The sequence below is a fragment of the Streptomyces sp. NPDC031121 genome (assembly GCF_055570615.1).
In genome coordinates this window covers 331,642-355,978 of record NZ_JBVIGV010000003.1, presented here as the reverse complement: position 1 = coordinate 355,978, position 24,337 = coordinate 331,642, and the positions used below count along the sequence as shown (strand labels likewise).

Below are 24,337 nucleotides of genomic sequence, written 5' to 3'. Positions count from 1 at the left end.
GGGCCGCCTCTTTCGGATCTTGCCTAGCCCGCGACGGGGACCCGCTCACGCTGCCCGGGCCGCGGCCCGCTGCCCTGCTCGGGGATGCGGCCCCGGGCGGCCTGCTCGGGGTCCCGTACGAGGGCGAGCAGCACGATCACGAACGCCGCGGCCGTGTGCACGCCGACCCACAGCACCCAGCCGCCGGGCGGCGCCCAGTGCGCGGCGTACGGGATCCAGGGCCCGGCGGTGCCGACGGCGAAGCGCCGCAGCGTCCAGAAGAACGCGGCCGCGTCGGCGACGGCCAGGGCCGCGACGGCGAAGCCGGTCAGCCGGCGCCAGGGGAGCCCGCCCTCGGGGGCCCGGCGGGCGGCGATGACCACGGCCATCAGCGGCAGGCCCACGGCGAACGGCAGCAGGTAGCGGCCCTGCCAGATCATGCCGAGCTTCTCGGCCTGCGAGGCCTGGCCGACCACCGGCACGACCACGATCGCCGCCAGCATGCCGAGCAGCGCGAGGACCTCCCGGGGGCGCCCGTACAGCAGGCCGAGGGCGGTCAGCACGGCGAGGACGCCGAGCCAGGCCAGCCAGGTGAACGCGGGGGCGGGGGTGTCCAGCCAGCCGAAGTAGCCGAGCATCTGCTGGACGTACTCCGTCGTGTTGCCGAGAGTCTGCCGGACCGCTTCCTTCCAGGTCAGCGACTTCGGCACGGCGATCACGGAGTGGTCGGGGTGGGCGGCCGCCCACAGCAGCGCGCCCGCCGCGGACACGGCGAGCAGCGCCGACCACAGCCACGTCGCCTTGCGGCGCAGCAGCGCCCGCAGCACGCCGCGCTCCTGGAGGAAGAGCGCGAAGAACACCGCTCCGGCGAACCAGATCAGCCCGAGCGGGCGGATGTTGACGAGGACGGCGCCGCCGATGCCGATCCGGGCCAGGCGCCGGTTCAGCAGGCGCGGGTCGGGCGAGGCCATGACGGCGAGGAGGGCGGTCCACACCAGCATGCCGGCGGCGATCTCGCCGCCGCTGGGGTTGACCATGCCCGTCATGTACAGCGACATCGGGGTGGCCGCGGCGAACACGCCGAGCAGGACCGCGCCGCGGCGCCGGCGCCACTCGGCGGCCGTCACGACGGTGCTCGCGAGCAGCGCGGAGCACAGCGCCGCCGACAGCAGCCGCATCAGGTACAGCCCGGCGTTGCCGTCGGCGAGCAGGCTCGGCCAGCCCGTCGCCAGGTAGTAGGCGGGGTGGTAGCGGCCCGCCGCGGTCGTCGCCTCGGCGGTCTTCCCCGTGCCCTTGATCGGCGGGGCGCAGGACGCCGGCTTCTCCTGGTCCCAGGAGTAGCACTCGTGCTGCGTGGGCAGCTGCCGGTACCAGTCGGGGAGGCGGACGGCGGTCTCGGAGAACTCGCCCTCGATGCCGCCGACGACGTGCGGGACCATCACCTCGGGACCGTTGATCTGGCCCCGGGCGACGGCCGCCGCGCGGATGAGGTGCGCGTGCTCGTCGGGCGAGCCGCCGAGCGGGGTGGCCGCCGACCATGAGGCGGCGAGCGTGAAGAACAGCGCGAAGGAGACGGCCCAGAGCCGCTTGGGGCTCCGGGCCGCACGGTCGGCCAGCCGCGTCAGTGCGGAGATCATCGCTTCCCTCGGGTCATCGGACGTAGCTCAGCCAGGTCTGGTCGCCGTCCTCGGAGCACTCGCCCTTCGGAGCGAACCGGGGGCACTCGCCGTCCTGCTGCCGGATCGTGTGCGACACGTACGGCAGGATCCGGTAGGTCCCGTCCTGGGCGGGCATGTAGCGGTCGGCCATCGACGAGGAGACCGTGCCGAGCAGGAGCAGGAGCGCACACAGGGTGCCGATCACGGCGCCCTCGCGGCCGGGGAGCCCGGCGGCGCGCCGCGGGGCGGAGGCGGCCGGGGCGGCCTCGCCGGTGCCGTCGGGCCGCCGTCCGGCGAGCCGCAGCGACACCAGGTGCGCCACCAGGGCGCACAGGATCAGACCGCAGTAGAGCAGCTGGTTGTTGGTGCGCGTGTACAGCTGCACGGTCTGCGTCTCGTACATGTGCGAGGCGATGTACATGCGCATCACCCACGCGCTGACGAACATGGCGGCGATGGTCACGACCATCGGCTTGCGCAGGCCCAGCCAGATCGCCGCGCCCAGGCACACGAAGGTCACCAGCGCGAACAGCCCCACCCCGCCGTACTCGCCCGGCGGCGGCCAGTCGCCCACCTTGCCGGGCATGTCGGTGCGCCACATCAGGTAGTACGCCGGGTCGGTGAAGTTGTCGAACCGGAAGTTGTAGTCCTTGGTGGTCTGCCCCTCCGTCAGCATGACCGCGAGGTAGCGGCCGGCCACCGCCAGGAAGGCGCCCAGTGCGGCGCCCATGAACGCGGCGCCCTTGAGCCGGCCGGTCTTCCAGGGGAAGTACAGCAGCGCGGCGAAGAAGACACCGCCCGCGCTCCACAGGAACCAGCCCGAGTACGTGAGGAACAGGACGCCCAGCAGCGCGCCGAACCCGGCGCCCTTCAGCAGCAGCGGCCGCCAGCCGTCGGTGCCGCTGCGGCGCAGCGAGACGACCATGGCCACGAGCACCGGCACGAGCAGCACGAGCACGGTCTGGCTGTACGGCTTGTACGCGTCGATCAGCGCGAACGCGGGCACGACCCCGAACGCCAGTGCCCTGACCGGGCTCAGCAGGAGGCGCCACGCCAGGTAGACGAGGGGGCCGAACGCGGCCGCGCCGAGGATCTGGAGGTCCTTGAAGGCGTAGGCGGTGTTCCCGCCGTGGAACCACTCGGCGTAGTACCCGAGCGTGTACAGCGGCAGCGGCGGGTAGACCGGTGAGCCGGACGGGCGGCCGTTGGCGACGGCGTGGGCCCATTCGACGATGCGGCCGCTGTCGCCGTTGAGGCCGAACATCGGCCACGGCGTCCCGAGCAGGGAGACGACGGCACCGGCCGCGACGAACCCGCCGGCCAGGCCGGCGATGCCGGCGGACGCCAGCCGGGCGGCCAGGTCGAAGTGGCGCCCGCGGCGCAGCCGCATCGCGAGGACGACGGCGGCGACGAGGACCAGGCCGAGCAGCGCGAACCGCAGCTGGAGCGCGGCCAGGCCGCTGACCTGGGCGATCCTGTTCAGCGGGTCGAGCTTGAAGCCGCGGGCGAGCAGGGGCAGCACGAGGGCCGCGGCGAAGGCGACGGCCGCTTCCAGCAGCAGGAGTGCGCCGCGGGAGCGGAGGGCGCGCCGCACCGCCGGCGCCGGCGCGGCAGCGGGCGCGGCCGACGGCACGTGCGGGTGATCCGGGCGCACGGGCGCCGGCCCCTCGGTACTGACTGTCACTGACGGTGTCCCTACTGCTCGGTCGGTGCGCGGCCGTGCGCGGCCCGGCGGCCGGCCGTCGATGCCGGGCAAGCCACTGCCCGGCTCCGGGCCCGGGCGTCCGGTGCTCCGGGCTCGGGCGGCGGACCGGGGACGGCAGGGACAGCCTCGGCTTGTGCTGCCGTGCATCTTATCGGTCCGCCCCGGAGCGCTGCGGGGGCCTCGGGGGTGGCCGTACGGCGGCGGGCGGCAGCCGGGAGCGGCGGCGGGCGGCGCAGGTCAGGCGGCAGCGGCCAGCAGGACCAGCAGCACCCAGCCGCCCATGGCGAGCCAGCCGAGGACGAGCCCGACGGCCGCCATCCCGGCGCCCTCCTCGCCCCGTGCCCGGACCTGCGCCCTGGCGATGTGGCCGGTGATCACGGCCCCGGGCGCGGAGACCCCGAGGGTCGGCAGGGTCATCACCCCCATGACGAGTGACGCGATGGCCAGCCCGTTGACCCGCCGCTCCGGCACCGGCATCGCCAGGGGCGCCGGGTGCGCGGCGAACACGGGCGGCAGGGCGGCCGGCAGGGCGCCGAACGGCCCCTGCATGGGCCCGGCTGGGAGGTCCGCGACCAGGCGGGCGAGCTCCCCGTACGTCTGGGCCCGGGAGGCGGCGTCGAAGCGCTGCCCGTACTCCTCGTGGGAGAGCCGGCCCTCCGCGAAGGCGGCCTTCAGCACGTCCACGGTGCGGTCGCGGTCGGTGTGGGAGGCGCGCATCGCCGACGCGGGGAACGGCCCGGCCGCCGCGGCGGGAGCCGGCGCCGGCTGCCAGGCCGCGGGCGGGCCGTACTTCTGCGGGTGCGCCGGGTACTGCTGCCCCCACGGCTGCTGTTGGGCCATCCGGCCACCTCCGAGACCACCTGCTGTGCGCGCCGCGCGGCGCGCGTCGCTCCAGAATGGAGGACGATCGGGCTGCGGCAAAGGTTGCCGCCCCTCCCGCGGGGCCCGCCCCGTGTGATGGGGTGTCACGCATGACCGACTTCGAGACGATCACGGTTCCGGCCCGCCTGTGCGGCTACCCGGGGGTGGCCTTCGGCGGATACGTCGCCGGGGTGCTGGCCGCCAGGTCCGCCGCGAAGACCGTACGGGTGGACTTCCGCAGGCCCGTCCCCACCGACTCCCCCGTGCGGCTCGCCCCCACCGCGGCGGGCGGCGCCGAGCTGACCGGCGGCGACACCCTGCTCGCCGCGGCGGCCCCGGCCGAGCCGGCGGTCGAGGCACCGCCCGCCCCGTCGTGGGAGCAGGCGTCCGCGGCGGCCGACGCCTACCGGGCGGACCCCCCGGACGGCATGGTCGACTGCTTCGGCTGCGGCCTGCACCGCACCCCGGACACCGGGCTCCGCCTGCACTGCGGCCGGGTCCCCGGCACCCCCTTCGTGGCCTCGGCCTGGACCCCGGGGCCGGGCGTCGGCGACGCCGAGGGGATGCTGCCGCCGGAGCTGCTGTGGGGCGCCCTGGACTGCCCCGGGAACGCCGCCGGCCGCCTCCTGGACGACCGCCGGGCCGGCGCGGTCACGGCCTCGCTGACCGCGCGGCTGCTGCGGCCGGTCCCGATCGGCTCGCGGCTGGTCTCGTACGCATGGCTCCTGGGCAGCGAGGGCCGCAAGTACCGCGTGGGCACGGCCCTGGCCACCGCGGACGGCGACCTGTGCGCGTTCGCCGAGGCCCTCTGGGTGGAGCCCCGGGCGTAGGGCCCGTCCGGCCGATCACCGCCGCCCCCGGCCCGCCGGACAGGGCTCCGCGGCCGGTCAGGCCGTGGCGGCCGCGCCGGCGGGCGGGAGGAGGTTCAGGGCGCCCCACTCGCCCAGGGGCTCCAGGGCCGCGTTGAGCCGGCGGCCCGACGGGGTCAGCGAGTACTCCACCCGCGGCGGGACCTCGTCGTAGGCCTGCCGGTGGACGAGGCCGTCGGCCTCCAGCTCGCGCAGCTGCGCCGCGAGGACCTTCTCCGACACCCCCGGGACCAGCCGCCGCAGTTCGCCGAAGCGGCGCGGCCGCTGCTCCAGCTCCCAGAGCAGCGACACCTTCCACTTCCCGTCGATCACGGACATCGCCGCGGCGATGCCGCAGTGGTCCGCCCCCGGCCTGCGCGCCCCCGCCATCGCACACCCCTCCCCGCCTGTTCGCTCACCCCAGGGTAACCACCCACTTCTAAGTGCGTACTTGAGCACCCGTCACCCCGCGACCAGGCTGTTCGCCATGACCGCAACGACTCCCGCACAGCGCCCCCTCACCCTCCTCGGCCTCGGCGACATGGGCACCGCCCTGGCCCGCACCTGGCTCGCCGCCGGCCACCCCCTGACCGTCTGGAACCGCACCGCCGCCAAGGCGGAGGCGCTCGCCGGCGAGGGCGCGGCCGTCGCCGCGACCGCCGCGGAGGCCGTCGCCGCGAACGCACTCGTCGTGGTGTGCCTCCTCGACGACGCCAGCGTCGGCGCGGCCCTCGACGGCGTCGACCTGGCCGGCAAGGACCTCGTCAACCTCACCACCGGCCGGCCCTCCGAGGGCCGGGCCCGCGCGGCGTGGGCCGCCGAGCGCGGGGCCCGCTTCGTCGACGCCGGGATCATGGCGACCCCGGTGATGATCGGGAACCCGGGCGCGTACGTCCTCTACAGCGGCTCCCGCGCGCTCGTCGACGCGCACCGGGCGACGCTGGAGGTCCCGGCCGCCGTCCGCTACGTCGGCGAGGACCCGGGCCACGCCGCCCTGTACGACGTGGCCCTGCTCAGCGCCATGTACGGCATGTTCGGCGGCATCTCGCACGCCTTCGCGCTGATCGAGGGCGAGGACGTCGCCCCGAAGGAGCTGGCGCCGCTGCTGTCGGAGTGGCTGGGCGCTATGGGCTTCTTCGTCGGCAACGCCGCCGAGCGCCTGACCTCGCGGGACTTCACGACCGGGGTGGTCTCGAACCTCGCGATGCAGGTCGCGGCGACCGGGACGCTGCTGCGGACGGCCGAGGAGCAGGGGGTCAGTGCGGAGCTGATCCTGCCGTACGTGGAGCTGATGCGGCGCCGCCTCGCCGCGGGCGGGGGCGTGCACGCCGCCGAGGACACGGCGGGCGCGATCACCCTGCTGAAGCGGTAGGCGGCTACTGCCGGTACGGGTTGTCCGGGGCCGGCGGATCCTGCCGGTACGGGTTCGCCTGCGGCGGGACGCCCTGCCCGTACGGGTTCCCCTGCGGTGCGGCCGGGGGCTGCGGGGAGGGCTGCGCGTACGGGTTCGGGGCCGACGGCCCCGGCTGCCCGGCGGGAGCCCCGCCCGCAGCGCCCCCGGCGGACTCCGCGTCCCCGCCCTCGGCGTCCTCGCCCCGCAGCTCGCGCGCCATCAGCGTGGCCCCGGCCACCGCGCCAGGCATCAGGAAGACCGCCACCACCGGCACGAGGAACAGCAGCACCAGCGGGACGCCGAAGCCGAGGGCCATCGCGCGCCGGCCGCGGAGCAGCGCGAGCCGCTCCTTGAACTCGACGCGGCGCCGCTGGAGGGCGACGGCGGTGAGCTCCTCGGCGAGGAAGAAGCCGGACACGCAGAACCCGATGACCGGGATCACCGTCTGCCCGATGACGGGGATGAAGCCGAGCGCGAAGAGCAGGATCCCGAAGAGCGCGACCCGCAGCAGCACCTTCACGCTGTCCCGGGCGGAGATCCACAGCTCGCGTGCCAGCGGCAGCCCGGACTCGGGGGCGTCGCCGCCGATGCTGCGGTCGACCTCCTCCGAGAGGGACTCGTAGAAGGGCTGGCCGACGAGCAGCGTCACGGCGGTGAAGGTGATCACCGCGAGGAACAGGCCGAGCGCGAAGACCAGGCCGGTCAGGAAGCCGCGGAAGAGGCCGAGCCAGGGCGAGCCCCAGTCGTCGGCGAACGGCGTCGCCCAGGCCGTCAGGTCGTCGGCACCGTAGCCGAGGCCGACGAGCGCGCCGGCGTACAGCACCAGCGTCACGAGGCCGGGCAGCAGGCCGAAGCCCAGCCAGCGGCCGTGACGGAACACCCACTTCTGCCCGGCCAGCAGATGGCCGAATCCCCCCGCAAGATCACGCATGGGGTCCAGCTTACGGCGAGGGCCGCCCCCCGGAACCGGGGGGCGGCCCTGTGCGTGCGCGAGCCGGGTCAGACGGCGAGCTCGACGGTGATGTTGCCGGCGGTGGCCTTGGAGTACGGGCAGACCTGGTGGGCCTTCTCGATGAGCTCCTTGGCCTTGGCCTCGTCGACGTTCGGGATCACGGCGGAGATCTTGACGATCAGGCCGAAGCCGTCGTCGTTCTTGCCGATGCCGACCTGCGCGGTGACGGTCGCGCCGGAGACGTCGGCGTTCTCGTTGCGGGCGACGACGCCGAGGGCGCCCTGGAAGCAGGCGCTGTAGCCGGCGGCGAACAGCTGCTCCGGGTTGGTGCCGGCGCCGTTGCCGCCGAGCTCCTTCGGCGGGTTCACCACGACGTCGAGCCGGCCGTCGTCCGTGGCGACGCGGCCGTCACGGCCGTTCTCCGCGGTGGCGACGGCGGTGTAGAGGACATCGGACTGCTGGATGGACATGCGGTTCGATCCTTCTGGTCATCGCCGCGACTCGCGCCCACGATCGCGACGGCTTGGGAGGAGCCTAGCCGGTGAACGAAACGATCATCTTCCCGGTGTTCTCGCCGCGCAGCATCCCGAGGAAGGCGCCGGTGGCGTTCTCGACGCCCTCGACGACCGTCTCGTCGGCCACGAGCCGGCCGGAGCGCAGCCAGCCGGCGACGTCCTCGACGAACTGCGGCTGGAGTCCGACGTGGTCCCCGACGAGCACGCCCTGGAGGCGCAGGCGCTTGCCGATGGCGAGGGCGAGGTTGCGCGGGCCGGGGGCCGGCTCGGTGTTGTTGTACTGGGCGATCGCCCCGCACAGCGTGGCGCGGCCGTGGACGTTCAGGGAGGAGATGGCGGCTTCGAGGTGGTCGCCGCCGACGTTGTCGAAGTAGACGTCGATGCCGTCGGGGGCGGCTTCCTTCAGCTGCTGCGCGACGGGGCCGTTCTTGTAGTTGAAGGCGGCGTCGAAGCCGTACTTGTCCTTCAGGAGCCCGACCTTTTCGTCGGAGCCGGCGGAGCCGATGACGCGGGAGGCGCCCTTGATCCTGGCGAACTGGCCGACGAGGCTGCCGACCGCGCCGGCCGCGCCGGAGACGAAGACGGAGTCGCCCTCCTTGAAGGAGGCCACCTCGAAGAGGCCCGCGTACGCGGTCAGGCCCGGCATCCCGAGGACGCCGAGGTAGGCGGAGAGCGGGGCGAGGGAGGCGTCGACCTTGGTGGCGTGCGCGGCGTCCACGTCGGCGTACTCGCGCCAGCCGAGGCCGTGCAGGACGTGGTCGCCGGCCTCGAAGCCCTCGGCGGCGGAGGCGACGACCTCGCCGACGGCGCCGCCGTCCATCGGGTGGTCGAGCCGGAAGGGCGGCACGTACGACTTCACGTCGTTCATCCGGCCGCGCATGTAGGGGTCCACGGACATGTGGAGGTTGCGCACCAGGATCCGGCCGGGGGCGGGGGCGGCGACGGGGGCCTCGCGCAGGGCGAAGTCCTCGGCGACGGGCCAGCCCTGGGGGCGGCGGATCAGGTGCCACTCGCGGCTGACGGCGGGGATCTGGGTCATGGGGGCACACTCCCGGTCGGGAAATACTTCAGGACGTGAAACAACCATGCGCCTCGATATTTCATGTTGTCAAGTAAATGGGTAGGCTGGTGGCATGCCCAGTCGTCGCGTGGATCCCCTGACCGTCGAGGTCGTCGAGCTCATCGGCACCGTCGTGGCCCGCTACCACGAGGAGTACGAGCAGGCCGCCGCCAGCCACCGGCTGACCGGTGCGCAGGCGCGCGTCCTGCACCTGCTGTCCGTCGAGCCGACGCCGATGCGCCGGATCGCACAGAAGCTGAAGTGCGAGCCGTCCAACATCACCGGCATCGTCGACCGGCTGGAGTCGCGCGGCCTGGTCGAGCGCCGGCCCGACCCGGCCGACCGGCGGGTCAAGCTGGCCGCGGCGACCGAGGAGGGGCTGCGGACCGCGGACCGGCTGCGCGACTCGCTCGGCTTCGCGCGCGAGCCGCTGGCCGGGCTGTCGGAGGAGGAGCGGACGGCGCTGCGGGACCTACTCCGGCGCATGCTGGGCTGAGCCGGGGGCGCCTCAGGCCACACCCCGGGCGCCCGTCAGGAGCAGAAGAACCAGAGCACGCAGGTCTTCGGCGGCTTCGTCGGCGACGGGCTCGGACTGGGCGCGCCCGTCGGCGGCTGCGTGCCGCCGGAGGCGCTCGGCGAGGGCTGCCCCGATCCGCCCGGCTTTACGGAGGGCCCCTTGCCGGATCCCCCGGGCGCCCCGGACGCCCCCGAGGCGGAGGCCGACGCCCCGGGCCCCGGCCGCGCGGACCCCGGCGCGGTGCCCGCGGGCCCGCCCGGCTGCGGAGCCCCGGCCGGGGCCTTCGCTCCCCCGGCGGCCTTGGCCGGCTTCGGCGTGGCGGGAGCGGCCGGCCCGCCGGAGCCGCTCGGCAGCGGCGCCGGCTCGCCGGGGCCGTCGTCGGTCAGCACCACGTTGGCGGCGCGGTCCGCGCTCTCCCCGTCGGCGATCATGCGGGCCACCGCCACCGATCCGCCGACCGCGAGCGACAGTCCGAGCCCGACGCTCAGCAGCACCCTCCGGCGGCGGCGGTTCTCGGCCCGGCGGCGCGCGCCGGCCCGGCGCTCGTACGGCCCGGCCAGCTCGACCAGCGAGTCCGCGAAGGGATCCGCCGCCTCCGGCCCGGCGGCGTTCGCCGGCGCGGCCCCGTACGGCCCGGCCGCCGGATGCGGCACGGCGGCCCCGTAGGGTGGCGCGGCTGCGGTGGGGGCAGCGGGGGGCAGGTACTCGGCCGGGGTTCCGCACCCGGCGCACGCCAGTGCGCCGTTGAGGTGCCTCCGGCAGGCGTGGCAGTAGTCCATGGCGCCTCGACGCTACGCCGTCGCGCGCAACAACTGCATCGCGGGTTCGTGGAGGTCCTGTGTGGAATCGTTGACTCCGTGACAATTCCTCCTGCCGCAGGCCGTCCGGGCGCAGGCGCCGGACCCTTCGGGCCGGCCGCCTTCCAACTCGTGCTGCTGCGCCGCATGGCGGACTTCCGGCCCGAACGGGCCGAGGACGCCCGGAGGCGGCTCGGCGCCACGGCCGCAGACCAGCGGGAGGCGAACCGGCGCTGGCAGGCGATGGTCCGCTCACCCCGCGCCCGCGGCGCCCTGGCCCGTTACCGGTCGGTGCTCGGGCCGCCGGAGTCGGCCGCTCCGCGGACCGTCGGCGACCTGCGGTGCGAGGCCCTGCAGTGGGCGCTGCCGCTCTGGCCGGACCTGCGCTTCGAGGTGCTGGCCGCCCCGGACGGGGCGGTGTGGAACGAGTGGCTCGTGCGCGCGCCGGGCGCCCCGGGACCCGTACTGCGGACGCCGGAGGACCTGCGTCCGTGGTCGGCGACGGTGGACGAGGTGGCCCGGGCCTTCGCCCCCGTGCGGCCCATGGAGGGCAGTGCCCCGACACGCTGGCGGCTGGCGTTCACGGCCGCGGGACGCGACTGCGTCGCCGAGTTCACGTACGGCCTGCTCCAGCGGGTCCTCGTGGACGGGGCCGAACTCGAAGCGTGAGGCGGAGCGGGCCGGGACGGGGGGAGGAGGAGGCGGTGCGGAGCACCGCGACCGCCGGCCCTCCCCTGGCGGGACGTCAGCATCGGGCCTCCCTTACCTCGTTACGCGCCGGTAGCGCGGACGGTGCGCGCACCGGCGTGCCTGTCGGTACAGAAATCCACCCCCGTGCAGCACCCGGCGGCCCCTCACCCCCTCCCCGGCCGGAGCACTTCAACGGGCGACATGCACCTTTCGACCGAGAAGATATGAAATGCAACCGGCATCCGCCGGGCTTCTTGCGCCAGCGCTCTCGGGAGGACCTGCCGTGACCGTCAGTCTTGAGCAGTTGCGCCGCTGCCACGTCGCCGTCGACCTCGGGGCGGCCCGGACCCGCGTCTTCGTCAAGGGCGCCGGCCTCGTCGTCGACGAGCCCAGCGCCGCCGCCGTCAACACCCGCACCGGCGCACTCATCGCGGTCGGCACGTTCGCCGAGCGGATGACCGGCCGCACCCCGGACTACATCCGCGTCGTCCGCCCCGTCTCCGGCGGCACCGTCGTCGACATCGAGATGGCCCAGCGGATGCTGCGCCACCTCCTCGGCGAGAAGCTCCGCCGCGCCCTGCGCCGCAAGCCGCGGCTGCGCGCCGCCGCCTGCACCCCGCACGACGCCGACCCGCTCGCACAGCGGGCCGCGGTGGAGACGATGGTCGGGCTCGGCGCCCGGCGCGTCGAACTCGTCGACACCCTGATCGCGGCGGCCGTCGGCTGCGGCCTGCCCGTGGAGCAGCCGACCGCGACGATGATCATGGTGTGCGGGGCGGCCGCCACGCAGGTCGCCGTCCTCTCCCTCGGCTCGATCGTCACCGCGCAGCGCATCCCCGTCGGCGGCGAGGCCATCGACCACGCCGTGGTCCAGCACCTGCGCCACACCCACGAGCTGATGCTGCCCAGCCAGGCGGTCCGGCCGCTCCAGCTGGCCCTGCACGGCAACGGCCTCACCCCGGACGGCCCCGCCTCCACCCTGATCCACGGCCGGGACGTCGCCACCGGACTGGCCCGCTCCGTCCACGTCGACACCGCTGCCGTCCGCGACGCCATCCACACCCCGCTCACCGCCGTCCTCGACGGCATCGGCAAGGTCCTCCGCGACTGCCCGCCCGACCTGGTCGCCGACCTGACCGACCGGGGGATCATGATGGTGGGCGGCAGCGCGCTGCTGCCCGGCCTGGACCAGATGCTCCGCGACGCCACCGGCATGCCCGTGGCCATCGCGGAACGCCCCGACGTGTGCGCCGTCATGGGCCTGGGCGCCATGCTGGAGGGCAAGGTCGCCCCGATGGTCCTCAACCCCCTGGCCGGCTGACCCGGCCCCCGCCAGCCCCGCCACGCCGCCCCGCGCCCGGAGCCCCTCGGCCCCGGGCGCGGCGGCCTGGCCGGCGATCCCGTCCGCGGGCCGGGGCGGCGGTCTACCCGGCCCCCGGACGGGTGGCGGCGCGCAGGGCCAGGCGGGTGCTGGACTGGGCCACGCCCGCCTCCCGCTTCAGTCTGCGCAGCAGGGTGTCGAGGGCCGCCGGGTCGGCCGCGCGGGCCCGTACGAGGTAGTCGTACTCCCCCGTCACGTGCACCACCTCCGTGATCCCCGGCAGTCCGGCGACGCGCTGCTCGAACTCCTCGTTCGTGGTGTCCTGCCGCAGCGTCAGGTCGATGAAGACCACCAGCCCGCCGCGCGTGTCGGCGGCCGGGTCGACGATGACGGTGAAGCCGCGGATCACCCCGTCGCGCCGCATCCGCCGCACCCGGTCCGCCGCGGCGTTCGCGCTGAGGCCGACACGGACGCCGAGGTCCCGGTACGAGATCCGCGCATCCTGCCCGAGAATGCCGAGGATTTCCCTGTCGAGGCGGTCCATGCCGCGATTCTCGCAGCGGACGCCGGTATTCGCCGCCGCTGCCGGCACCGCCCGCCCCACGCTTCCCCGCATGACGGAACTACTGAGTCCCGCGCTTGCGGGCACGGCCGCGGGCCTGGGCGTGGCGATGCCGATGGGGGCGATGAGCGTCCTGCTGCTCCAGGAGGCGGTGCGCGACCGCCGCACGGCCGTCGCCGCCGCCGCCGGCGTGGCCGCGGTCGACCTCGGCTACGCGGCACTGGCGACCGCGCTGGGTCCCTGGGTCGCCTCCCACGTGGCGCCGGTCGAGGCATGGATCCGGCTGGCCGCGGCAGCGGTGCTCCTGGCCATCGCCGCACACGGCCTGACCGGGGCGGCACGCGTACGCAAGCCGGCTCCGGACCCGGGCGGCGCGGGCAGTCCCGGAGCCCGGCCCGCCGGGGCCGGCGACGCCGGTGCCCTGGCCGTGGCGCCGCCCCTACGGGAGCCGGCGCCGGACGCCGGAGGCGGCACGAGGGGCGCGGGCGGTGCGGGCAGCGAGGGCAGCCCGGGCGGCCCCGGAGCCGGTCCCGACGGGGCCGCGGGGGCTGACAGGGCCGGCGGGGCCGGGCGCGGCCGGGGGGTGGTCTTCGGCCGGTACGTCGCCCTCACCGCCGTGAACCCCACCACCGCCCTGTACTTCGCCGCCCTGACGACCGCCCAGGCGGGCGCACTGAGCAGCGGCGCCGCCGCGACCGCCTTCCTCGCCGGGGTCGCCGCGGCCTCCCTGCTGTGGCAGCAGACGCTCGTCGTGCTCGGCTCCCTCGCCGGGCGGCGGATCTCCCCGACGACGCGGATCTGGACGTTCCGCCTCGGCTACGGCCTGGTCGCCGCGTACGCCTTCGAGATCGCCTTCCCCCTCCCCTGGTAGACCGCCCGCGGCTCCCGCCCGGCGCGCCGCCCGGGTCCGGCGGGCGCGCGGTACCGCCGCAGCCGCCGGCCGCCGACCCGCGGACCGCACAAGAGGGGCGGCCCCGCAGCGGCCCCGACCGCCGCCCGAGAGCGGCTCGAACCGGCCGCCCGCGCCACCGCGACGAGCCCTAGGGTGGCTGTGTGACCACGACCCGCCTCTCGGCCCGCGCGGCCATCGCCTCCGTGACCGACCCCGGCAGCTTCGCCGAACTCCCCGCCCCCGCACGGGCATCGGCGCCGGACGGGCCGCTGGGCTGGACCGGCTACGACGACTCCCGCGCCCGCGCCGCCGACCGCACCGGCGAGGAGGAGTCGGTGGTGGTCGGGGCCGCCTCGATCGGCGGGAGCCGGGCCGTCCTGATCGCCTTCGAGTTCGGCTTCCTCGGCGGCTCCCTCGGCGAACGCACCGGGGACCGGCTCGAAGCCGCGTACGAGCACGCCCGCGCGCACCGCCTGCCGCTGGTGTCCCTGATCGCCACCGGCGGCTCCCGGATGCAGGAGGGCATGCTCGCACTGGCGCAGCTCCAGCGCGTGGCCCGCCAGTCGGTCCTCACCCGGGCCGCGGGCCTCCCGCAGATCGCCGTCCTCCGCGACCCCACCACCGGCGGCGGCTGGGCCACCCTCGGCGCCGGAGCGGACGTCGTCCTCGCGCTGCCGGGCGCCCAGGTCGGCTTCGCCGGCTCCCGGGTGCGGCCCGCCGGCGCCGACCCGGCGGCCTACACCGCGGAGGCGCAGTACGCCGCCGGGCACGTCGACGCGGTCGTGCCGCCCGCCGAGCTGCCCGGCGTCCTCGCCGACTGGCTGCGCGTCCTCGCCGCGCCCCGCTCCGGGGGGCCGGTCGAGCCGCCGGCCGCCCTGTCGGACGTACCTCCCCCGGCCGGCGGCTGGGACGCCGTACGGCTGGCCCGTCGCCCGGACCGGCCGCACGCCGCCGCCTACCTGGACGCGTACTTCGCGCTGCGGCTGCCGCTGTCCGGGGACCGGGCCGGCGGAACCGACCCGGGCATGCTGTGCGGCTTCGGGCTGCACGACGGCCGGGCGGTCGCGTACGCCGCCCAGTGCGGCACGGCGACCCGCCCGGCGGGATACCGCACGGCGGCCCGCGTGATCCGCCTCGCCGACCGGCTGGGCATCCCGGTCCTGACCCTGGTGGACACCCCGGGCGCGGCCAACGACGCCGCGGCCGAGCGGGAGGGCGCCGGCGCGGCCATCGCCGACACGTTCGCGGCGGTGGCCGCGGCGTCCGTCCCCGTGACGACCCTCCTCATCGGCGAGGGCGGCTCGGGCGGGGCGCTGGCGCTGGCCGCCCCGGGCAACACGTGGGTGACGCCCGACGGCTACTTCTCGGTGATCGCGCCCGAGCTGGCAGCGGCCATCCTCAAGCGCCCGCCGGCGCAGGCCCCCGCCACGGCGGACCAGCTGCGCATCCGCCCGCAGGACCTCGTGGCGCTCGGGGTGGCCCGCGGCGTCGTCGCCCCGGAGCCGCGCGCCTGACCCCGGCCCCGCGGCCGGCGCGGGTCAGGGCTGCGGCGACCGGGCGTCGTAGCGGGCGAAGCCGGGCCAGCGCACGGCCAGCGCGGCCACGACGAGCACGCAGGCGAGGCCGCCGCCCGTGACCGCCACGGCCGGGGAGGCGGCGTCGGCGACGGTCCCGGCGAGGAAGTCGCCGAGCCGCGGCCCGCCCGCGACGACCACGATGAACACGCCCTGGAGCCGGCCCCGCATCTCGTCCGGGGTGGCGGCCTGCATCATCGTCGAGCGGAACACCATGGAGACGGTGTCCGCCCAGCCGGCCAGCGCCAGGAAGAGCACCCCCAGCCACAGGTTTCGCGTCAGCCCGAACACGGCGATCGCCAGCCCCCACGCGGCGACGGCCAGCAGGATCGTCAGCCCGTGCCGGCGGATCCGGCCCTGCCAGCCGGAGAGCAGCCCGCCGAGCAGCGCCCCCGCGGCGGGGGCGGCCACCAGCAGGCCGGTGGTCCTGGCGTCGCCGCCGAACCAGAGGACGGCGACGGCCGGGAACAGCGCCTTCGGCTGCGCCAGCACCATCGCCGCCAGGTCGGAGAAGAACGTCATCCGGATGTTCGGCCGGGTCCCGAGGAAGCGCAGCCCGTCCCGTACGGACGCCCGGCCCGGCCCGCCGCCCTCCCGGTCGGGCAGCATGGCCGGAAGCCGCCACATCGCGTACAGGGCGGCGCAGAAGGCGACCGCGTCGATCAGGTAGGCGGCCTGGAAGCCGAACAGGCCGACGACGAATCCGCCCAGCATGGGGCCGGCCATGGTGCCGGACGTCATGGTGACGGAGTTCAGCGCGTTCGCGGCGGGCAGCTGCTCGGGCGGCAGCAGCCTCGGGATCATCGCGGAGCGGGCCGGTCCGGCGAGGGCCCCGCAGACGGCCTGCAGCGCGACGACGGCGTACAGCAGCCAGACCCGGTGGAAGCCGAGCAGCGCGGCACCCGCCAGGACCACCGACAGGACGGCCAGGCCGAGGGAGCTGTACAGGCCGAGCCTGCGCCGGTCGACGGTGTCCGCGACGGCGCCGCCGTAGAGGCCGAAGACGACGAGCGGGACGAGGGAGAACAGCCCGACGAGCCCGACGGAGAAGCTGGAGCCGGTGATGTCGTACACCTGGAGCGAGATCGCGAGGGCCGTCATCGTCTGGCCCGTCCAGGAGACGGTGTTGCCGATCCACAGCCGCCGGTAGTCGGGCGAGGTCCGCAGCGGGGTGAGGTCGGCGAACACGCGCGGCGGACGGCCCGCGGGGGCGGGGGTGCTCGTACCGGTCACACGGGATGCTAACCGGCGGCCCTGGCCGCGCCGCCGGGCCGTGGCCGGTTTCACGCAGCCGCAACAGTCGCCCCACCCGGATCCGCGGCCCCATCCGCGACGGGTCCTTGCCGGTAACTCGCCATGCAGGATGGACATTTGACCGAATCGGCGCGCGCTCGCCGCCTGGCTCCCGCTCATGATGAAAAGACTCGTAATGTCCAGGGAGGCGTAGTGATCGAACCTGGCACCAGCACGACGAGCACCGACAAGGCGGACGACCTCGTCCCCGCCGTCTCGACCGTACCCGCCCCCGTTCCCGGCACGGCACCGCTCACCGTCGGCGTGGAGGAGGAGTTCCTCCTCGTCGACGCCCGCACCTTCCGGGTGGTCCCGGCCGCGCCCCGCGTCCTGGAGACCGCCGCGGGCCTGCCCCACGAGGTGCACCCCGAGGGCACCCGCTACCAGGTGGAGATCTCCACCCCGGTCTCCGCGTCCGCCCCCGAACTGCGCAGGGAGCTGGCCGCCCTGCGCCGCACCCTCTCCCGCGCCGCCCGCGCCCACGGCTGCCGGCTGCTGGCCGCCCCCTCGCCGGTCGTGGCCGTGGACACGCCCCTGCACCTGACGGACGACGAGCCCCGCCAGCGCGAGCAGCACCGGCGCTTCGGCGCGCTCACCGACACCCTGGTCAGCTGCGGCCGCCACATCCACGTCGGCACCCTCGACGTCGACACGGCGGTCGCGGTGTCGAACCGGGTCCGGCCGTGGCTGCCGACGCTGATCGCGCTGGCCGCCAACTCGCCCTTCTGGGGCGGACGCGACACCGGCCATGCCAGCTGGCGGGCGATGGCCTGGTCGGGCTGGCCCTCGGCGGGGCTGCCCCCGCACTTCACCTCCACCGCCCACTTCCGGAGCTCCGTGCAGACCCTGCTCGGCTCCGGTGCGGCCCTCGACACCAAGATGGTCTACTGGGACCTCCGCCCGTCCGGACACTGGCCGACGCTCGAGATCCGGGCGCCCGACATGTCCTCCGACATCGACACGGCCATCCTCCAGGCCGAACTCGTCCGCGCCCTCGTGGCCACCGCCCTGCGGGAGATCGCCGAGGGCCGCCCCGAGCCGGCCCTCCGCGACGACGTCCTGCGCCTGGCCCGCTGGCGGGCCGCCCACGACGGCCTGGAGGGCTTCGGCCTCGACCCGTACACCGGAGCCGAACTCCCGGCCGCCGACCTGGCGGAGGCCCTCCTCGAACTGGTCGCCCCGGAACTGGCGGCCGCGGGCGAACTCGACCACGCCGCCAAGACCCTGGGCAGCCTCCTCCGCGACGGCTCGGGCGCCCACCGCCAACGCGCGGCGTACACCCGCCGCGGCGACCTGACGGACGTCCTGCGCCACTTGGCGGACGAAACGGAGAACGTCTGACCCGCCGGCCCACCGGCCACCCGGCACGCAAGCGGCGGCGCTCCCGGGAACGCCGAAGCCGCAGGTGCGATCGTTTCTGCACCTGCGGCTTGCGGTGGGGCGGGTGGGACTCGAACCCACGGCCGACGGATTATGAGTCCGCTGCTCTAACCGGCTGAGCTACCGCCCCTTCTCGGCGTGGCGCGTACATGTGTGCGCGCCGTCTGCCGCAGCATAGCCGCTCATACGATCTCCTGCTCCGGATGCCCCGCGTGATCGGCTTCACCTGACGTGGGAGACCGCTTCCCGGGCCGTTCGGTTCCCTCCGGCGGGCAAAAAAAGAAGAGGACCCCGGTCGGGGCCCTCTTCCCTCTGCTCCCCCGGCTGGACTCGAACCAGCAACCCTCCGGTTAACAGCCGAATGCTCTGCCAATTGAGCTACAGGGGACCGCGCTCCCCCGACTGGACTCGAACCAGTAACCTGCCGGTTAACAGCCGGCTGCTCTGCCAATTGAGCTACAGGGGATTGCTGCGTTGCGCCGAACGGCCCACCTCCGGCCGAGCCGGGGGGCGGGCGCCCGTTGCGAGACATAGATTAGCGCAAGCAGGGGGGTGCTCCGCCAATCGGTATCGAGCGCCGGCCGGGCACCACACGACGAGAGGTGGCAGGCATGCGGTACAAGGTCGCGTTCGCGGTCGGACTGGGCCTCGGGTACGTCCTCGGCTCCCGGGCCGGGCGCGAGCGCTACGAGCAGCTGAAGAAGTCCGCGCGCGAGGTCGCGCAGAACCCGGCCGTGCGGAACGCGGCCGAGACCGCCGGCCAGGCGGGCCGGCAGTACGCGGGGAAGGCGTTCACGGTGGTGGGCGACAAGGTCGGCGGGGTCCTGCCCGCCCCGCTGGCCGAGCGGGTGCGCGCCCTGCGCGGCCGGGGCGGCGGCTACGACGACGAGTGGGGCACCAGCAACACCTGAGCCGTCCGGCTCCCCGCGGGATCCGCTGCCTCCCGGGGCGGCGGATCCCGCACTGCCGTGCGGCAGAATTCTCCGCATGGGGATAGTCGCCGGGCTGGACAGCTCTTCCGCCTTCACTCGCATCATCGTCTGCGACACCGACACGGGTGCCGTACTGCGGCAGGGCTACGCGCCCCATCCCCAGCCCGCGGGTGATCCGGAGGCCTTCCACCCCCACGAGGCGGATCCGCAGGCCTGGCTGCTGTCCCTCGGCGAGGCGGCCGGCGGGGGGCTCCTGGAGGGGGTCCAGGCCATCGGCGTCTCCGCCCAGCAGCACGGGCTGCTGCCGCTGGACGCGCAGGGCGCGCTGGTCCGCCCGGCCCTCGTCGGCAACGACAAGCGGGGCCAGGTCGCCGCGGCGGACCTGACCGAGGCGCTGGGCGGCCGGCAGGCCTGGGCGGAGGCGGTCGGCTCCGTCCCGCACTCCGCGCAGCCGATCGCCAAGCTCGCCTGGATGGCCCGCACCGAGCCGGACGCGGCGCGCCGCACGGCGGTGCTGATGTCCCCGCACGACTGGCTCGTCTGGCAGCTGCTGGGCCGCCCCGCCCGGCGCACCACGGACCGCGGCGGCGCCTCCGGCACCGGCTACTGGTCGGCCCGCACCGGCTCCTACCGCCCCGACCTGGTCGAGCTCGCCCTCGGGCACACGGCGCTGCTGCCCGAGGTCCTCGGGCCGGCCGACGCGGCCGGGATGACCCCGGAGGGGCTGCTGATCTCCGCCGGCACCGGCGAGACCATGGCGGCGGCGCTCGGGCTGGGCCTGGGCCCCGGCGACGCGGTGGTCTCCCTGGGTGCCTCGGGTTCGGTGATGGCCGTCCACCACGAGGCGCTGACCGAGCCGAACGGCCTGATCACCTCCCTCGCCGACGCCGGCGGGATGCACCTGCCGGTCGTGAACACCTCCAACGCGGTACGGGCCCTGCGGGGCACCGCCGAGCTGCTCGGCACCGATCTCGACGGACTGTCCGACCTGGCCCTGAAGTCGACGCCCGGCGCGCACGGCCTGGTCCTGCTGCCGTACCTGGAGGGCGAGCGCACCCCGAACCTGCCGCACACGGCGGGCACCCTGTCCGGGCTGCGGCGCGACTCCATGAAGCCGGAGCACCTGGCGCGGGCCGCGTTCGAGGGCATGCTGTGCGGGCTGGCGGACGCCATCGACGTGCTGCGGCTGCGCGGCGTCGACATCCGGCGGGTGTTCCTCCTGGGCGCCGCGGCGGGGCTGCCGGCCGTACAGGCGGCCGCGCCGGGCCTGTTCGGGACGCAGATCGTCGTGCCGGCGCCCGCCGACTACGCGGCGCTGGGCGCGGCGCGGCAGGCGGCGTGGGCGCTGGGGGTGCAGCAGGGGACGCTGGCCCCGCACACGCCTCCGGTGTGGCCGGGCCCGGCGGCGCAGGTCTTCGAGCCGGGCGAGGACTACCCGGCCTGGCAGGCGGTGCGCCAGCAGTACATCGCGACGCGCGAGCAGACCCACCCGGGCGCGTTCCAGGGGTAGGGGCGGGGCGCGGACGCGGGCGGTCTGCTCCTTTTGACCGTCCTTTGCAAAAACGGGTGGGGCGCGGCGCGGGGTTGGCCGAAGATGGGGTGACCCCCCTCGATCCCCGACCGGAGCCTGCGCGTGCTCATACGACTTCTGCGGACCCATCTGGGTCCGTACCGGAAACCGATCGCCCTGCTGGTGCTGCTGCAACTGCTGCAGACGAGTGCGAGCCTCTACCTGCCCACGCTGAACGCGGACATCATCGACAAGGGCGTCGTGACCGGCGACACCGGCTACATCCTGCGCTTCGGCGCGCTGATGCTGGCCGTCTCCCTCGTCCAGCTGGGCTGCAACATCGGTGCCGTGTACTACGGCGCCCGCACCTCGGCCGCGCTGGGCCGCGACGTCCGCGCCGCCGTCTTCGACCGGGTGCAGAGCTTCTCGGCGCGCGAACTCGGCCAGTTCGGGGCGCCGTCGCTGATCACCCGTACGACGAACGACGTGCAGCAGATCCAGATGCTGGTGCTGATGACCTTCACGCTGATGGTCTCGGCGCCGATCATGTGCATCGGCGGCATCGCGATGGCCCTGTCGCTGGACGTGGCGCTGTCGGGTGTGCTGCTGGCCGTGGTGCCGGTCCTGGGCCTGTCCGTCGGCGCGATCGTGTGGCGGACGCGCCCGCTGTTCCGGCAGATGCAGGAGCGCCTGGACGTGGTGAACCGGGTGCTGCGCGAGCAGATCACCGGCAACCGGGTGATCCGCGCGTTCGTCCGCGACGGCTACGAGAAGGAGCGTTTCCGCCGGGCGAACACCTCGCTGACCGACGTGTCGCTGGCCTCGGGGCGGCTGCTGGCGCTGATGTTCCCCACCGTCATCGTGGTCGTGAACATCTCCAGCGTCGCCGTGATCTGGTTCGGCGCGATGCGCATCGACAGCGGCGGCATGGAGATCGGCCAGCTGACGGCGTTCCTCGCCTACCTGATGCAGATCGTCATGGCCGTGATGATGGCCACGTTCATGTTCATGATGGTGCCGCGCGCCGAGGTGTGCGCGGAGCGCGTGCAGGAGGTGCTGGACACCGAGTCCAGCGTCGTCCCGCCCGCGGACCCGGTGCGCGAGCTGTCGCGGCACGGCCTGCTGGAGCTGCGCGGCGCCGACTTCGGCTACCCGGGCGCCGAGGCGCCGGTGCTCCGCGGAGTGGACCTGGTGGCCCGCCCCGGTGAGGTGACGGCGGTCATCGGCTCGACCGGCAGCGGCAAGTCCACGCTGCTGGGACTGGTGCCGCGGCTGTTCGACGCGACCGGCGGCGAGGTCCTCGTCGACGGCGAGGACGTGCGCCGCCTCGACCCGCAGCTGCTGGCCCGCACGGTGGGCCTGGTGCCGCAGAAGCCGTACCTGTTCTCCGGAACGGTGGCCTCCAACCTGCGCTACGGGCGTCCCGACGCCACCGACGAGGAGCTGTGGCACGCCCTGGAGGTGGCGCAGGCCCGGGAGTTCGTCGCCGCGCTCGAGGGCGGACTTGACGCGCCGATCACCCAGGGCGGGACGAACGTCTCCGGCGGCCAGCGCCAGCGCCTGGCCATCGCCCGCACGCTGGTGCAGCGCCCGGAGATCTACCTGTTCGACGACTCCTTCTCGGCCCTGGACTACGCGACGGACGCGGCGCTGCGCGCGGCGCTCGGCCGGGAGACCGAGGACGCGACGGTGGTCATCGTCGCGCAGCGGGTCGCGACGATCCGCGATGCCGACCGGATCATCGTGCTCGACGAGGGGCGGGTCGTCGGTGAGGGCCGCCACCACGAGCTGATGGCCGGGAACGAGACCTACCGGGAGATCGTGCTCTCCCAGCTGACGGAGGCGGAGGCCGCATGAGCGGGCCCGGAGGACGGATGATGATGGGGCCCGGGCAGCGGTCCCTGGACTTCAAGGGCTCGGGGAAGCGGCTGCTGCGGCAGATCGCTCATGACCGGCCGAAGCTGTGGGGGATGGTCGCCGCCGTGTTCGGCAGCGTCGTCTGCACGGTGATCGGCCCGAAGATCCTGGGGCACGCGACGGACCTGGTCTTCGCGGGCATCGTCGGCCGGGAGATGCCGGCGGGCACCACGAAGGAGCAGGCGCTCGACGCGATGCGCGCCCGCGGCGACGACGGCACCGCGGACATGCTGTCGGGGACGGACTTCACGCCGGGCGAGGGCATCGACTTCGGCGCGGTCGGCGTCGTCGCGGTGTGGGCGCTGGTGGTGTTCGTCCTGGCCGGGCTGCTGATGCTGGTCGCGACGCGGCTGTCTAACCACATCATGAACGGCACCGTGTACCGGATGCGCGAGGAGCTGCAGGGCAAGCTGGCGCGGCTGCCGCTGTCGTACTTCGACCGGCAGAAGCGGGGCGAAGTCCTCAGCCGGGCCACGAACGACATCGACAACATCGGGCAGACGCTCCAGCAGACCATGGGGCAGCTGCTGAACTCGCTGCTGACGATCGTCGGCGTGCTGGCGATGATGGTCTGGATCTCGCCGCTGCTGGCGCTGGTCGCGCTGGTGACGATCCCGGTGTCGGTGGTGGTGGCGGCGAAGATCGGCAAGAAGTCGCAGCCGCAGTTCGTCGCGCAGTGGAAGTCGACCGGATCGCTGAACGCGCACGTCGAGGAGATGTACTCGGGGCACGCGCTGGTGAAGGTCTTCGGGCGGCAGCAGGAGTCCGCGGCGGTCTTCGCCGAGCAGAACGAGGCGCTGTTCCGGGCCTCGTTCAGGGCGCAGCTGGTCAGCGGCATCATGCAGCCGGTGATGTTCTTCATCTCGAACATCAACTACGTGCTGGTGGCGGTGGTCGGCGGTCTGCGGGTGGCCTCGGGCAACCTGTCGATCGGCGACGTGCAGGCGTTCATCCAGTACTCGCGGCAGTTCTCCATGCCGCTGACGCAGGTCGCGTCGATGGCGAACCTGGTGCAGTCGGGTGTCGCGTCGGCGGAGCGCGTGTACGAGGTCCTGGACGCGGAGGAGCAGGAGCCGGACGCGGCGGTGCCGGAGCGCCCGCAGGAGGTCCGCGGCCGGGTCGTCTTGGAGAAGGTGTCGTTCCGCTACGAGCCGGACAAGCCGCTGATCGAGGAGCTGTCGCTGGCGGTGGAGCCGGGCCAGACGGTCGCGATCGTCGGCCCCACCGGCGCCGGCAAGACGACGCTGGTCAACCTGCTGATGCGGTTCTACGAGGTCACCGGCGGCCGGATCGCCCTGGACGGGGCGGACATCGCGAGGATGACCCGCGAGGAGCTGCGCGGCGGCATCGGCATGGTGCTCCAGGACACCTGGCTGTTCGGGGGGACGATCGCGGAGAACATCGCGTACGGCGCCTCCCGGGAGGTCACGCGCGCCGAGATCGAGGAGGCCGCACGGGCCGCGCACGCGGACCGGTTCATCCGGACCCTGCCGGACGGCTACGACACGGTGCTGGACGACGAGGGCGCGGGCGTCAGCGCCGGCGAGAAGCAGCTGATCACGATCGCTCGGGCGTTCCTGTCGGACCCGGTGATCCTGGTCCTCGACGAGGCGACGAGCTCGGTCGACACCCGTACGGAGGTCCTGATCCAGAAGGCGATGGCCCGGCTGGCGCACGGCCGGACCTCGTTCGTGATCGCGCACCGGCTCTCCACCATCCGGGACGCGGACGTGATCCTGGTGATGGAGAACGGCTCCATCGTCGAGCAGGGCGCGCACGGGGAGCTGCTCGCGGCGGACGGCGCCTACGCGCGGCTGTACGCGGCCCAGTTCGCCCAGGCGGTCGCCGAAGTCGACTAGCGGCGGACGGTGTTGGGGGGGGGGGGGGGGGGGGGGGGGGGGGGGGGGGGCCCCCCCCCCCCCCCCCCCGCGACCGCTACGAGCGCATCAAGCACGCCGTCTCCCCGAACCAGATCGTCGAG

The 24,337-nt window shown here is 74.7% G+C and carries 22 protein-coding genes and 3 tRNA genes; 12 read left to right on the top strand and 13 right to left on the bottom strand.

The window, feature by feature from the left end; all coding sequences use genetic code 11:
- Positions 1-23 precede the first annotated feature (23 nt).
- From ACZ462_RS07200 to ACZ462_RS07190, 3 genes are all read right to left on the bottom strand, one after another.
- Entirely contained in the window at positions 24-1,616 is a 1,593-nt protein-coding gene (locus tag ACZ462_RS07200) for a DUF2142 domain-containing protein (RefSeq protein ID WP_467804908.1), read from the bottom strand.
- Between the two features lie 13 nt (positions 1,617-1,629).
- Entirely contained in the window at positions 1,630-3,321 is a 1,692-nt protein-coding gene (locus ACZ462_RS07195; RefSeq protein ID WP_467804909.1) for a hypothetical protein, read from the bottom strand.
- Between the two features lie 258 nt (positions 3,322-3,579).
- The gene (locus ACZ462_RS07190) at positions 3,580-4,182 is read right to left on the bottom strand and encodes a DUF1707 and DUF4190 domain-containing protein (protein WP_467804910.1); all 603 of its coding nucleotides are present in this window, start codon (positions 4,180-4,182) and stop codon (positions 3,580-3,582) included.
- A 131-nt stretch (positions 4,183-4,313) separates the two neighbouring features.
- On the opposite strand from ACZ462_RS07190, the gene ACZ462_RS07185 reads away from it, so the two are divergent.
- Positions 4,314-5,033, top strand: a complete 720-nt coding sequence (locus tag ACZ462_RS07185; RefSeq protein WP_467804911.1) for a PaaI family thioesterase — start codon at positions 4,314-4,316, stop codon at positions 5,031-5,033.
- 57 nt (positions 5,034-5,090) lie between these two features.
- Here ACZ462_RS07185 and ACZ462_RS07180 read toward each other — a convergent pair whose 3' ends face one another.
- Positions 5,091-5,441 carry a winged helix-turn-helix transcriptional regulator gene (locus ACZ462_RS07180; protein WP_467804912.1) on the bottom strand — a complete coding sequence of 117 codons (351 nt, stop codon included), beginning with the start codon at positions 5,439-5,441 and terminating at the stop codon, positions 5,091-5,093.
- A 97-nt stretch (positions 5,442-5,538) separates the two neighbouring features.
- On the opposite strand from ACZ462_RS07180, the gene ACZ462_RS07175 reads away from it, so the two are divergent.
- On the top strand, positions 5,539-6,423 hold the full coding sequence (locus ACZ462_RS07175; protein WP_467804914.1) for an NAD(P)-dependent oxidoreductase: 885 nt from the start codon (positions 5,539-5,541) through the stop codon (positions 6,421-6,423).
- 4 nt (positions 6,424-6,427) lie between these two features.
- Here the strand turns inward: ACZ462_RS07175 and ACZ462_RS07170 are convergent, their stop codons facing one another.
- The 3 genes from ACZ462_RS07170 to ACZ462_RS07160 form a co-directional block, all read right to left on the bottom strand.
- A complete protein-coding gene (locus ACZ462_RS07170; RefSeq protein WP_467804915.1) occupies positions 6,428-7,375 on the bottom strand; it encodes an EI24 domain-containing protein in 948 nt (315 codons plus the stop codon).
- A 68-nt stretch (positions 7,376-7,443) separates the two neighbouring features.
- On the bottom strand, positions 7,444-7,866 hold the full coding sequence (locus ACZ462_RS07165) for an organic hydroperoxide resistance protein (protein WP_467804917.1): 423 nt from the start codon (positions 7,864-7,866) through the stop codon (positions 7,444-7,446).
- A gap of 64 nt (positions 7,867-7,930) precedes the next feature.
- Entirely contained in the window at positions 7,931-8,950 is a 1,020-nt protein-coding gene (locus ACZ462_RS07160; protein ID WP_467804918.1) for an NADP-dependent oxidoreductase, read from the bottom strand.
- 94 nt (positions 8,951-9,044) lie between these two features.
- Here ACZ462_RS07160 and ACZ462_RS07155 point away from each other — a divergent pair, with 94 nt between their 5' ends.
- Complete coding sequence (locus ACZ462_RS07155; protein WP_467804920.1) at positions 9,045-9,467, top strand: MarR family winged helix-turn-helix transcriptional regulator; 423 nt, start codon at positions 9,045-9,047, stop codon at positions 9,465-9,467.
- 35 nt (positions 9,468-9,502) lie between these two features.
- Here the strand turns inward: ACZ462_RS07155 and ACZ462_RS07150 are convergent, their stop codons facing one another.
- The gene (locus tag ACZ462_RS07150; RefSeq protein WP_467804922.1) at positions 9,503-10,267 is read right to left on the bottom strand and encodes an SCO2400 family protein; all 765 of its coding nucleotides are present in this window, start codon (positions 10,265-10,267) and stop codon (positions 9,503-9,505) included.
- Positions 10,268-10,432: 165 nt separating this feature from the next.
- Between ACZ462_RS07150 and ACZ462_RS07145 the strand changes: the two genes are divergently transcribed.
- A complete protein-coding gene (locus ACZ462_RS07145) occupies positions 10,433-10,954 on the top strand; it encodes a hypothetical protein (RefSeq protein WP_467805004.1) in 522 nt (173 codons plus the stop codon).
- A gap of 304 nt (positions 10,955-11,258) precedes the next feature.
- A complete protein-coding gene (locus ACZ462_RS07140) occupies positions 11,259-12,296 on the top strand; it encodes a rod shape-determining protein (protein ID WP_467804924.1) in 1,038 nt (345 codons plus the stop codon).
- A gap of 103 nt (positions 12,297-12,399) precedes the next feature.
- Here the strand turns inward: ACZ462_RS07140 and ACZ462_RS07135 are convergent, their stop codons facing one another.
- Entirely contained in the window at positions 12,400-12,840 is a 441-nt protein-coding gene (locus tag ACZ462_RS07135) for an Lrp/AsnC family transcriptional regulator (RefSeq protein WP_467804926.1), read from the bottom strand.
- Positions 12,841-12,910: 70 nt separating this feature from the next.
- Between ACZ462_RS07135 and ACZ462_RS07130 the strand changes: the two genes are divergently transcribed.
- Complete coding sequence (locus ACZ462_RS07130; protein WP_467804928.1) at positions 12,911-13,729, top strand: LysE family transporter; 819 nt, start codon at positions 12,911-12,913, stop codon at positions 13,727-13,729.
- A gap of 182 nt (positions 13,730-13,911) precedes the next feature.
- Complete coding sequence (locus tag ACZ462_RS07125; RefSeq protein ID WP_467804930.1) at positions 13,912-15,264, top strand: carboxyl transferase domain-containing protein; 1,353 nt, start codon at positions 13,912-13,914, stop codon at positions 15,262-15,264.
- Between the two features lie 24 nt (positions 15,265-15,288).
- Here the strand turns inward: ACZ462_RS07125 and ACZ462_RS07120 are convergent, their stop codons facing one another.
- Positions 15,289-16,557 (bottom strand): MFS transporter, encoded by a 1,269-nt coding sequence (locus ACZ462_RS07120; RefSeq protein WP_467804932.1) that lies wholly within the window; start codon positions 16,555-16,557, stop codon positions 15,289-15,291.
- Positions 16,558-16,770: 213 nt separating this feature from the next.
- Here ACZ462_RS07120 and ACZ462_RS07115 point away from each other — a divergent pair, with 213 nt between their 5' ends.
- Positions 16,771-17,958 carry a carboxylate-amine ligase gene (locus tag ACZ462_RS07115; protein WP_467804934.1) on the top strand — a complete coding sequence of 396 codons (1,188 nt, stop codon included), beginning with the start codon at positions 16,771-16,773 and terminating at the stop codon, positions 17,956-17,958.
- Between the two features lie 95 nt (positions 17,959-18,053).
- On the opposite strand, the gene ACZ462_RS07110 is transcribed toward ACZ462_RS07115, so the two are convergent.
- From ACZ462_RS07110 to ACZ462_RS07100, 3 genes are all read right to left on the bottom strand, one after another.
- Positions 18,054-18,127, bottom strand: a tRNA-Ile gene (locus ACZ462_RS07110).
- A gap of 185 nt (positions 18,128-18,312) precedes the next feature.
- A tRNA-Asn gene (locus ACZ462_RS07105) sits at positions 18,313-18,385 on the bottom strand.
- A 5-nt stretch (positions 18,386-18,390) separates the two neighbouring features.
- Positions 18,391-18,463 (bottom strand) — tRNA-Asn (locus ACZ462_RS07100).
- 145 nt (positions 18,464-18,608) lie between these two features.
- On the opposite strand from ACZ462_RS07100, the gene ACZ462_RS07095 reads away from it, so the two are divergent.
- The 4 genes from ACZ462_RS07095 to ACZ462_RS07080 all read left to right on the top strand — a co-directional run bounded on the left by ACZ462_RS07095 (position 18,609) and on the right by ACZ462_RS07080 (position 24,215).
- Entirely contained in the window at positions 18,609-18,908 is a 300-nt protein-coding gene (locus tag ACZ462_RS07095) for a YtxH domain-containing protein (protein WP_467804936.1), read from the top strand.
- A 76-nt stretch (positions 18,909-18,984) separates the two neighbouring features.
- Positions 18,985-20,439, top strand: a complete 1,455-nt coding sequence (locus ACZ462_RS07090) for an FGGY family carbohydrate kinase (RefSeq protein ID WP_467804937.1) — start codon at positions 18,985-18,987, stop codon at positions 20,437-20,439.
- A gap of 123 nt (positions 20,440-20,562) precedes the next feature.
- Positions 20,563-22,296: an ABC transporter ATP-binding protein gene (locus tag ACZ462_RS07085; protein ID WP_467804938.1), complete on the top strand. Its 1,734-nt coding sequence runs from the start codon at positions 20,563-20,565 to the stop codon at positions 22,294-22,296.
- Entirely contained in the window at positions 22,293-24,215 is a 1,923-nt protein-coding gene (locus ACZ462_RS07080; RefSeq protein WP_467804940.1) for an ABC transporter ATP-binding protein, read from the top strand. Before ACZ462_RS07085 ends, ACZ462_RS07080 begins: the two co-directional genes overlap by 4 nt.
- Positions 24,216-24,337: the final 122 nt, after the last annotated feature.

Coding starts and splice junctions, on each gene's coding strand:
- ACZ462_RS07135 (WP_467804926.1), bottom strand. CDS start 12,840: ATGGACCGCCTCGACAGGGAAATCCTCGGCATTCTCGGGCAGGATGCG.
- ACZ462_RS07185 (WP_467804911.1), top strand. CDS start 4,314: ATGACCGACTTCGAGACGATCACGGTTCCGGCCCGCCTGTGCGGCTAC.
- ACZ462_RS07155 (WP_467804920.1), top strand. CDS start 9,045: ATGCCCAGTCGTCGCGTGGATCCCCTGACCGTCGAGGTCGTCGAGCTC.
- ACZ462_RS07150 (WP_467804922.1), bottom strand. CDS start 10,267: ATGGACTACTGCCACGCCTGCCGGAGGCACCTCAACGGCGCACTGGCG.
- ACZ462_RS07130 (WP_467804928.1), top strand. CDS start 12,911: ATGACGGAACTACTGAGTCCCGCGCTTGCGGGCACGGCCGCGGGCCTG.
- ACZ462_RS07160 (WP_467804918.1), bottom strand. CDS start 8,950: ATGACCCAGATCCCCGCCGTCAGCCGCGAGTGGCACCTGATCCGCCGC.
- ACZ462_RS07095 (WP_467804936.1), top strand. CDS start 18,609: ATGCGGTACAAGGTCGCGTTCGCGGTCGGACTGGGCCTCGGGTACGTC.
- ACZ462_RS07200 (WP_467804908.1), bottom strand. CDS start 1,616: ATGATCTCCGCACTGACGCGGCTGGCCGACCGTGCGGCCCGGAGCCCC.
- ACZ462_RS07180 (WP_467804912.1), bottom strand. CDS start 5,441: ATGGCGGGGGCGCGCAGGCCGGGGGCGGACCACTGCGGCATCGCCGCG.
- ACZ462_RS07145 (WP_467805004.1), top strand. CDS start 10,433: ATGGCGGACTTCCGGCCCGAACGGGCCGAGGACGCCCGGAGGCGGCTC.
- ACZ462_RS07090 (WP_467804937.1), top strand. CDS start 18,985: ATGGGGATAGTCGCCGGGCTGGACAGCTCTTCCGCCTTCACTCGCATC.
- ACZ462_RS07170 (WP_467804915.1), bottom strand. CDS start 7,375: ATGCGTGATCTTGCGGGGGGATTCGGCCATCTGCTGGCCGGGCAGAAG.
- ACZ462_RS07165 (WP_467804917.1), bottom strand. CDS start 7,866: ATGTCCATCCAGCAGTCCGATGTCCTCTACACCGCCGTCGCCACCGCG.
- ACZ462_RS07080 (WP_467804940.1), top strand. CDS start 22,293: ATGAGCGGGCCCGGAGGACGGATGATGATGGGGCCCGGGCAGCGGTCC.
- ACZ462_RS07175 (WP_467804914.1), top strand. CDS start 5,539: ATGACCGCAACGACTCCCGCACAGCGCCCCCTCACCCTCCTCGGCCTC.
- ACZ462_RS07190 (WP_467804910.1), bottom strand. CDS start 4,182: ATGGCCCAACAGCAGCCGTGGGGGCAGCAGTACCCGGCGCACCCGCAG.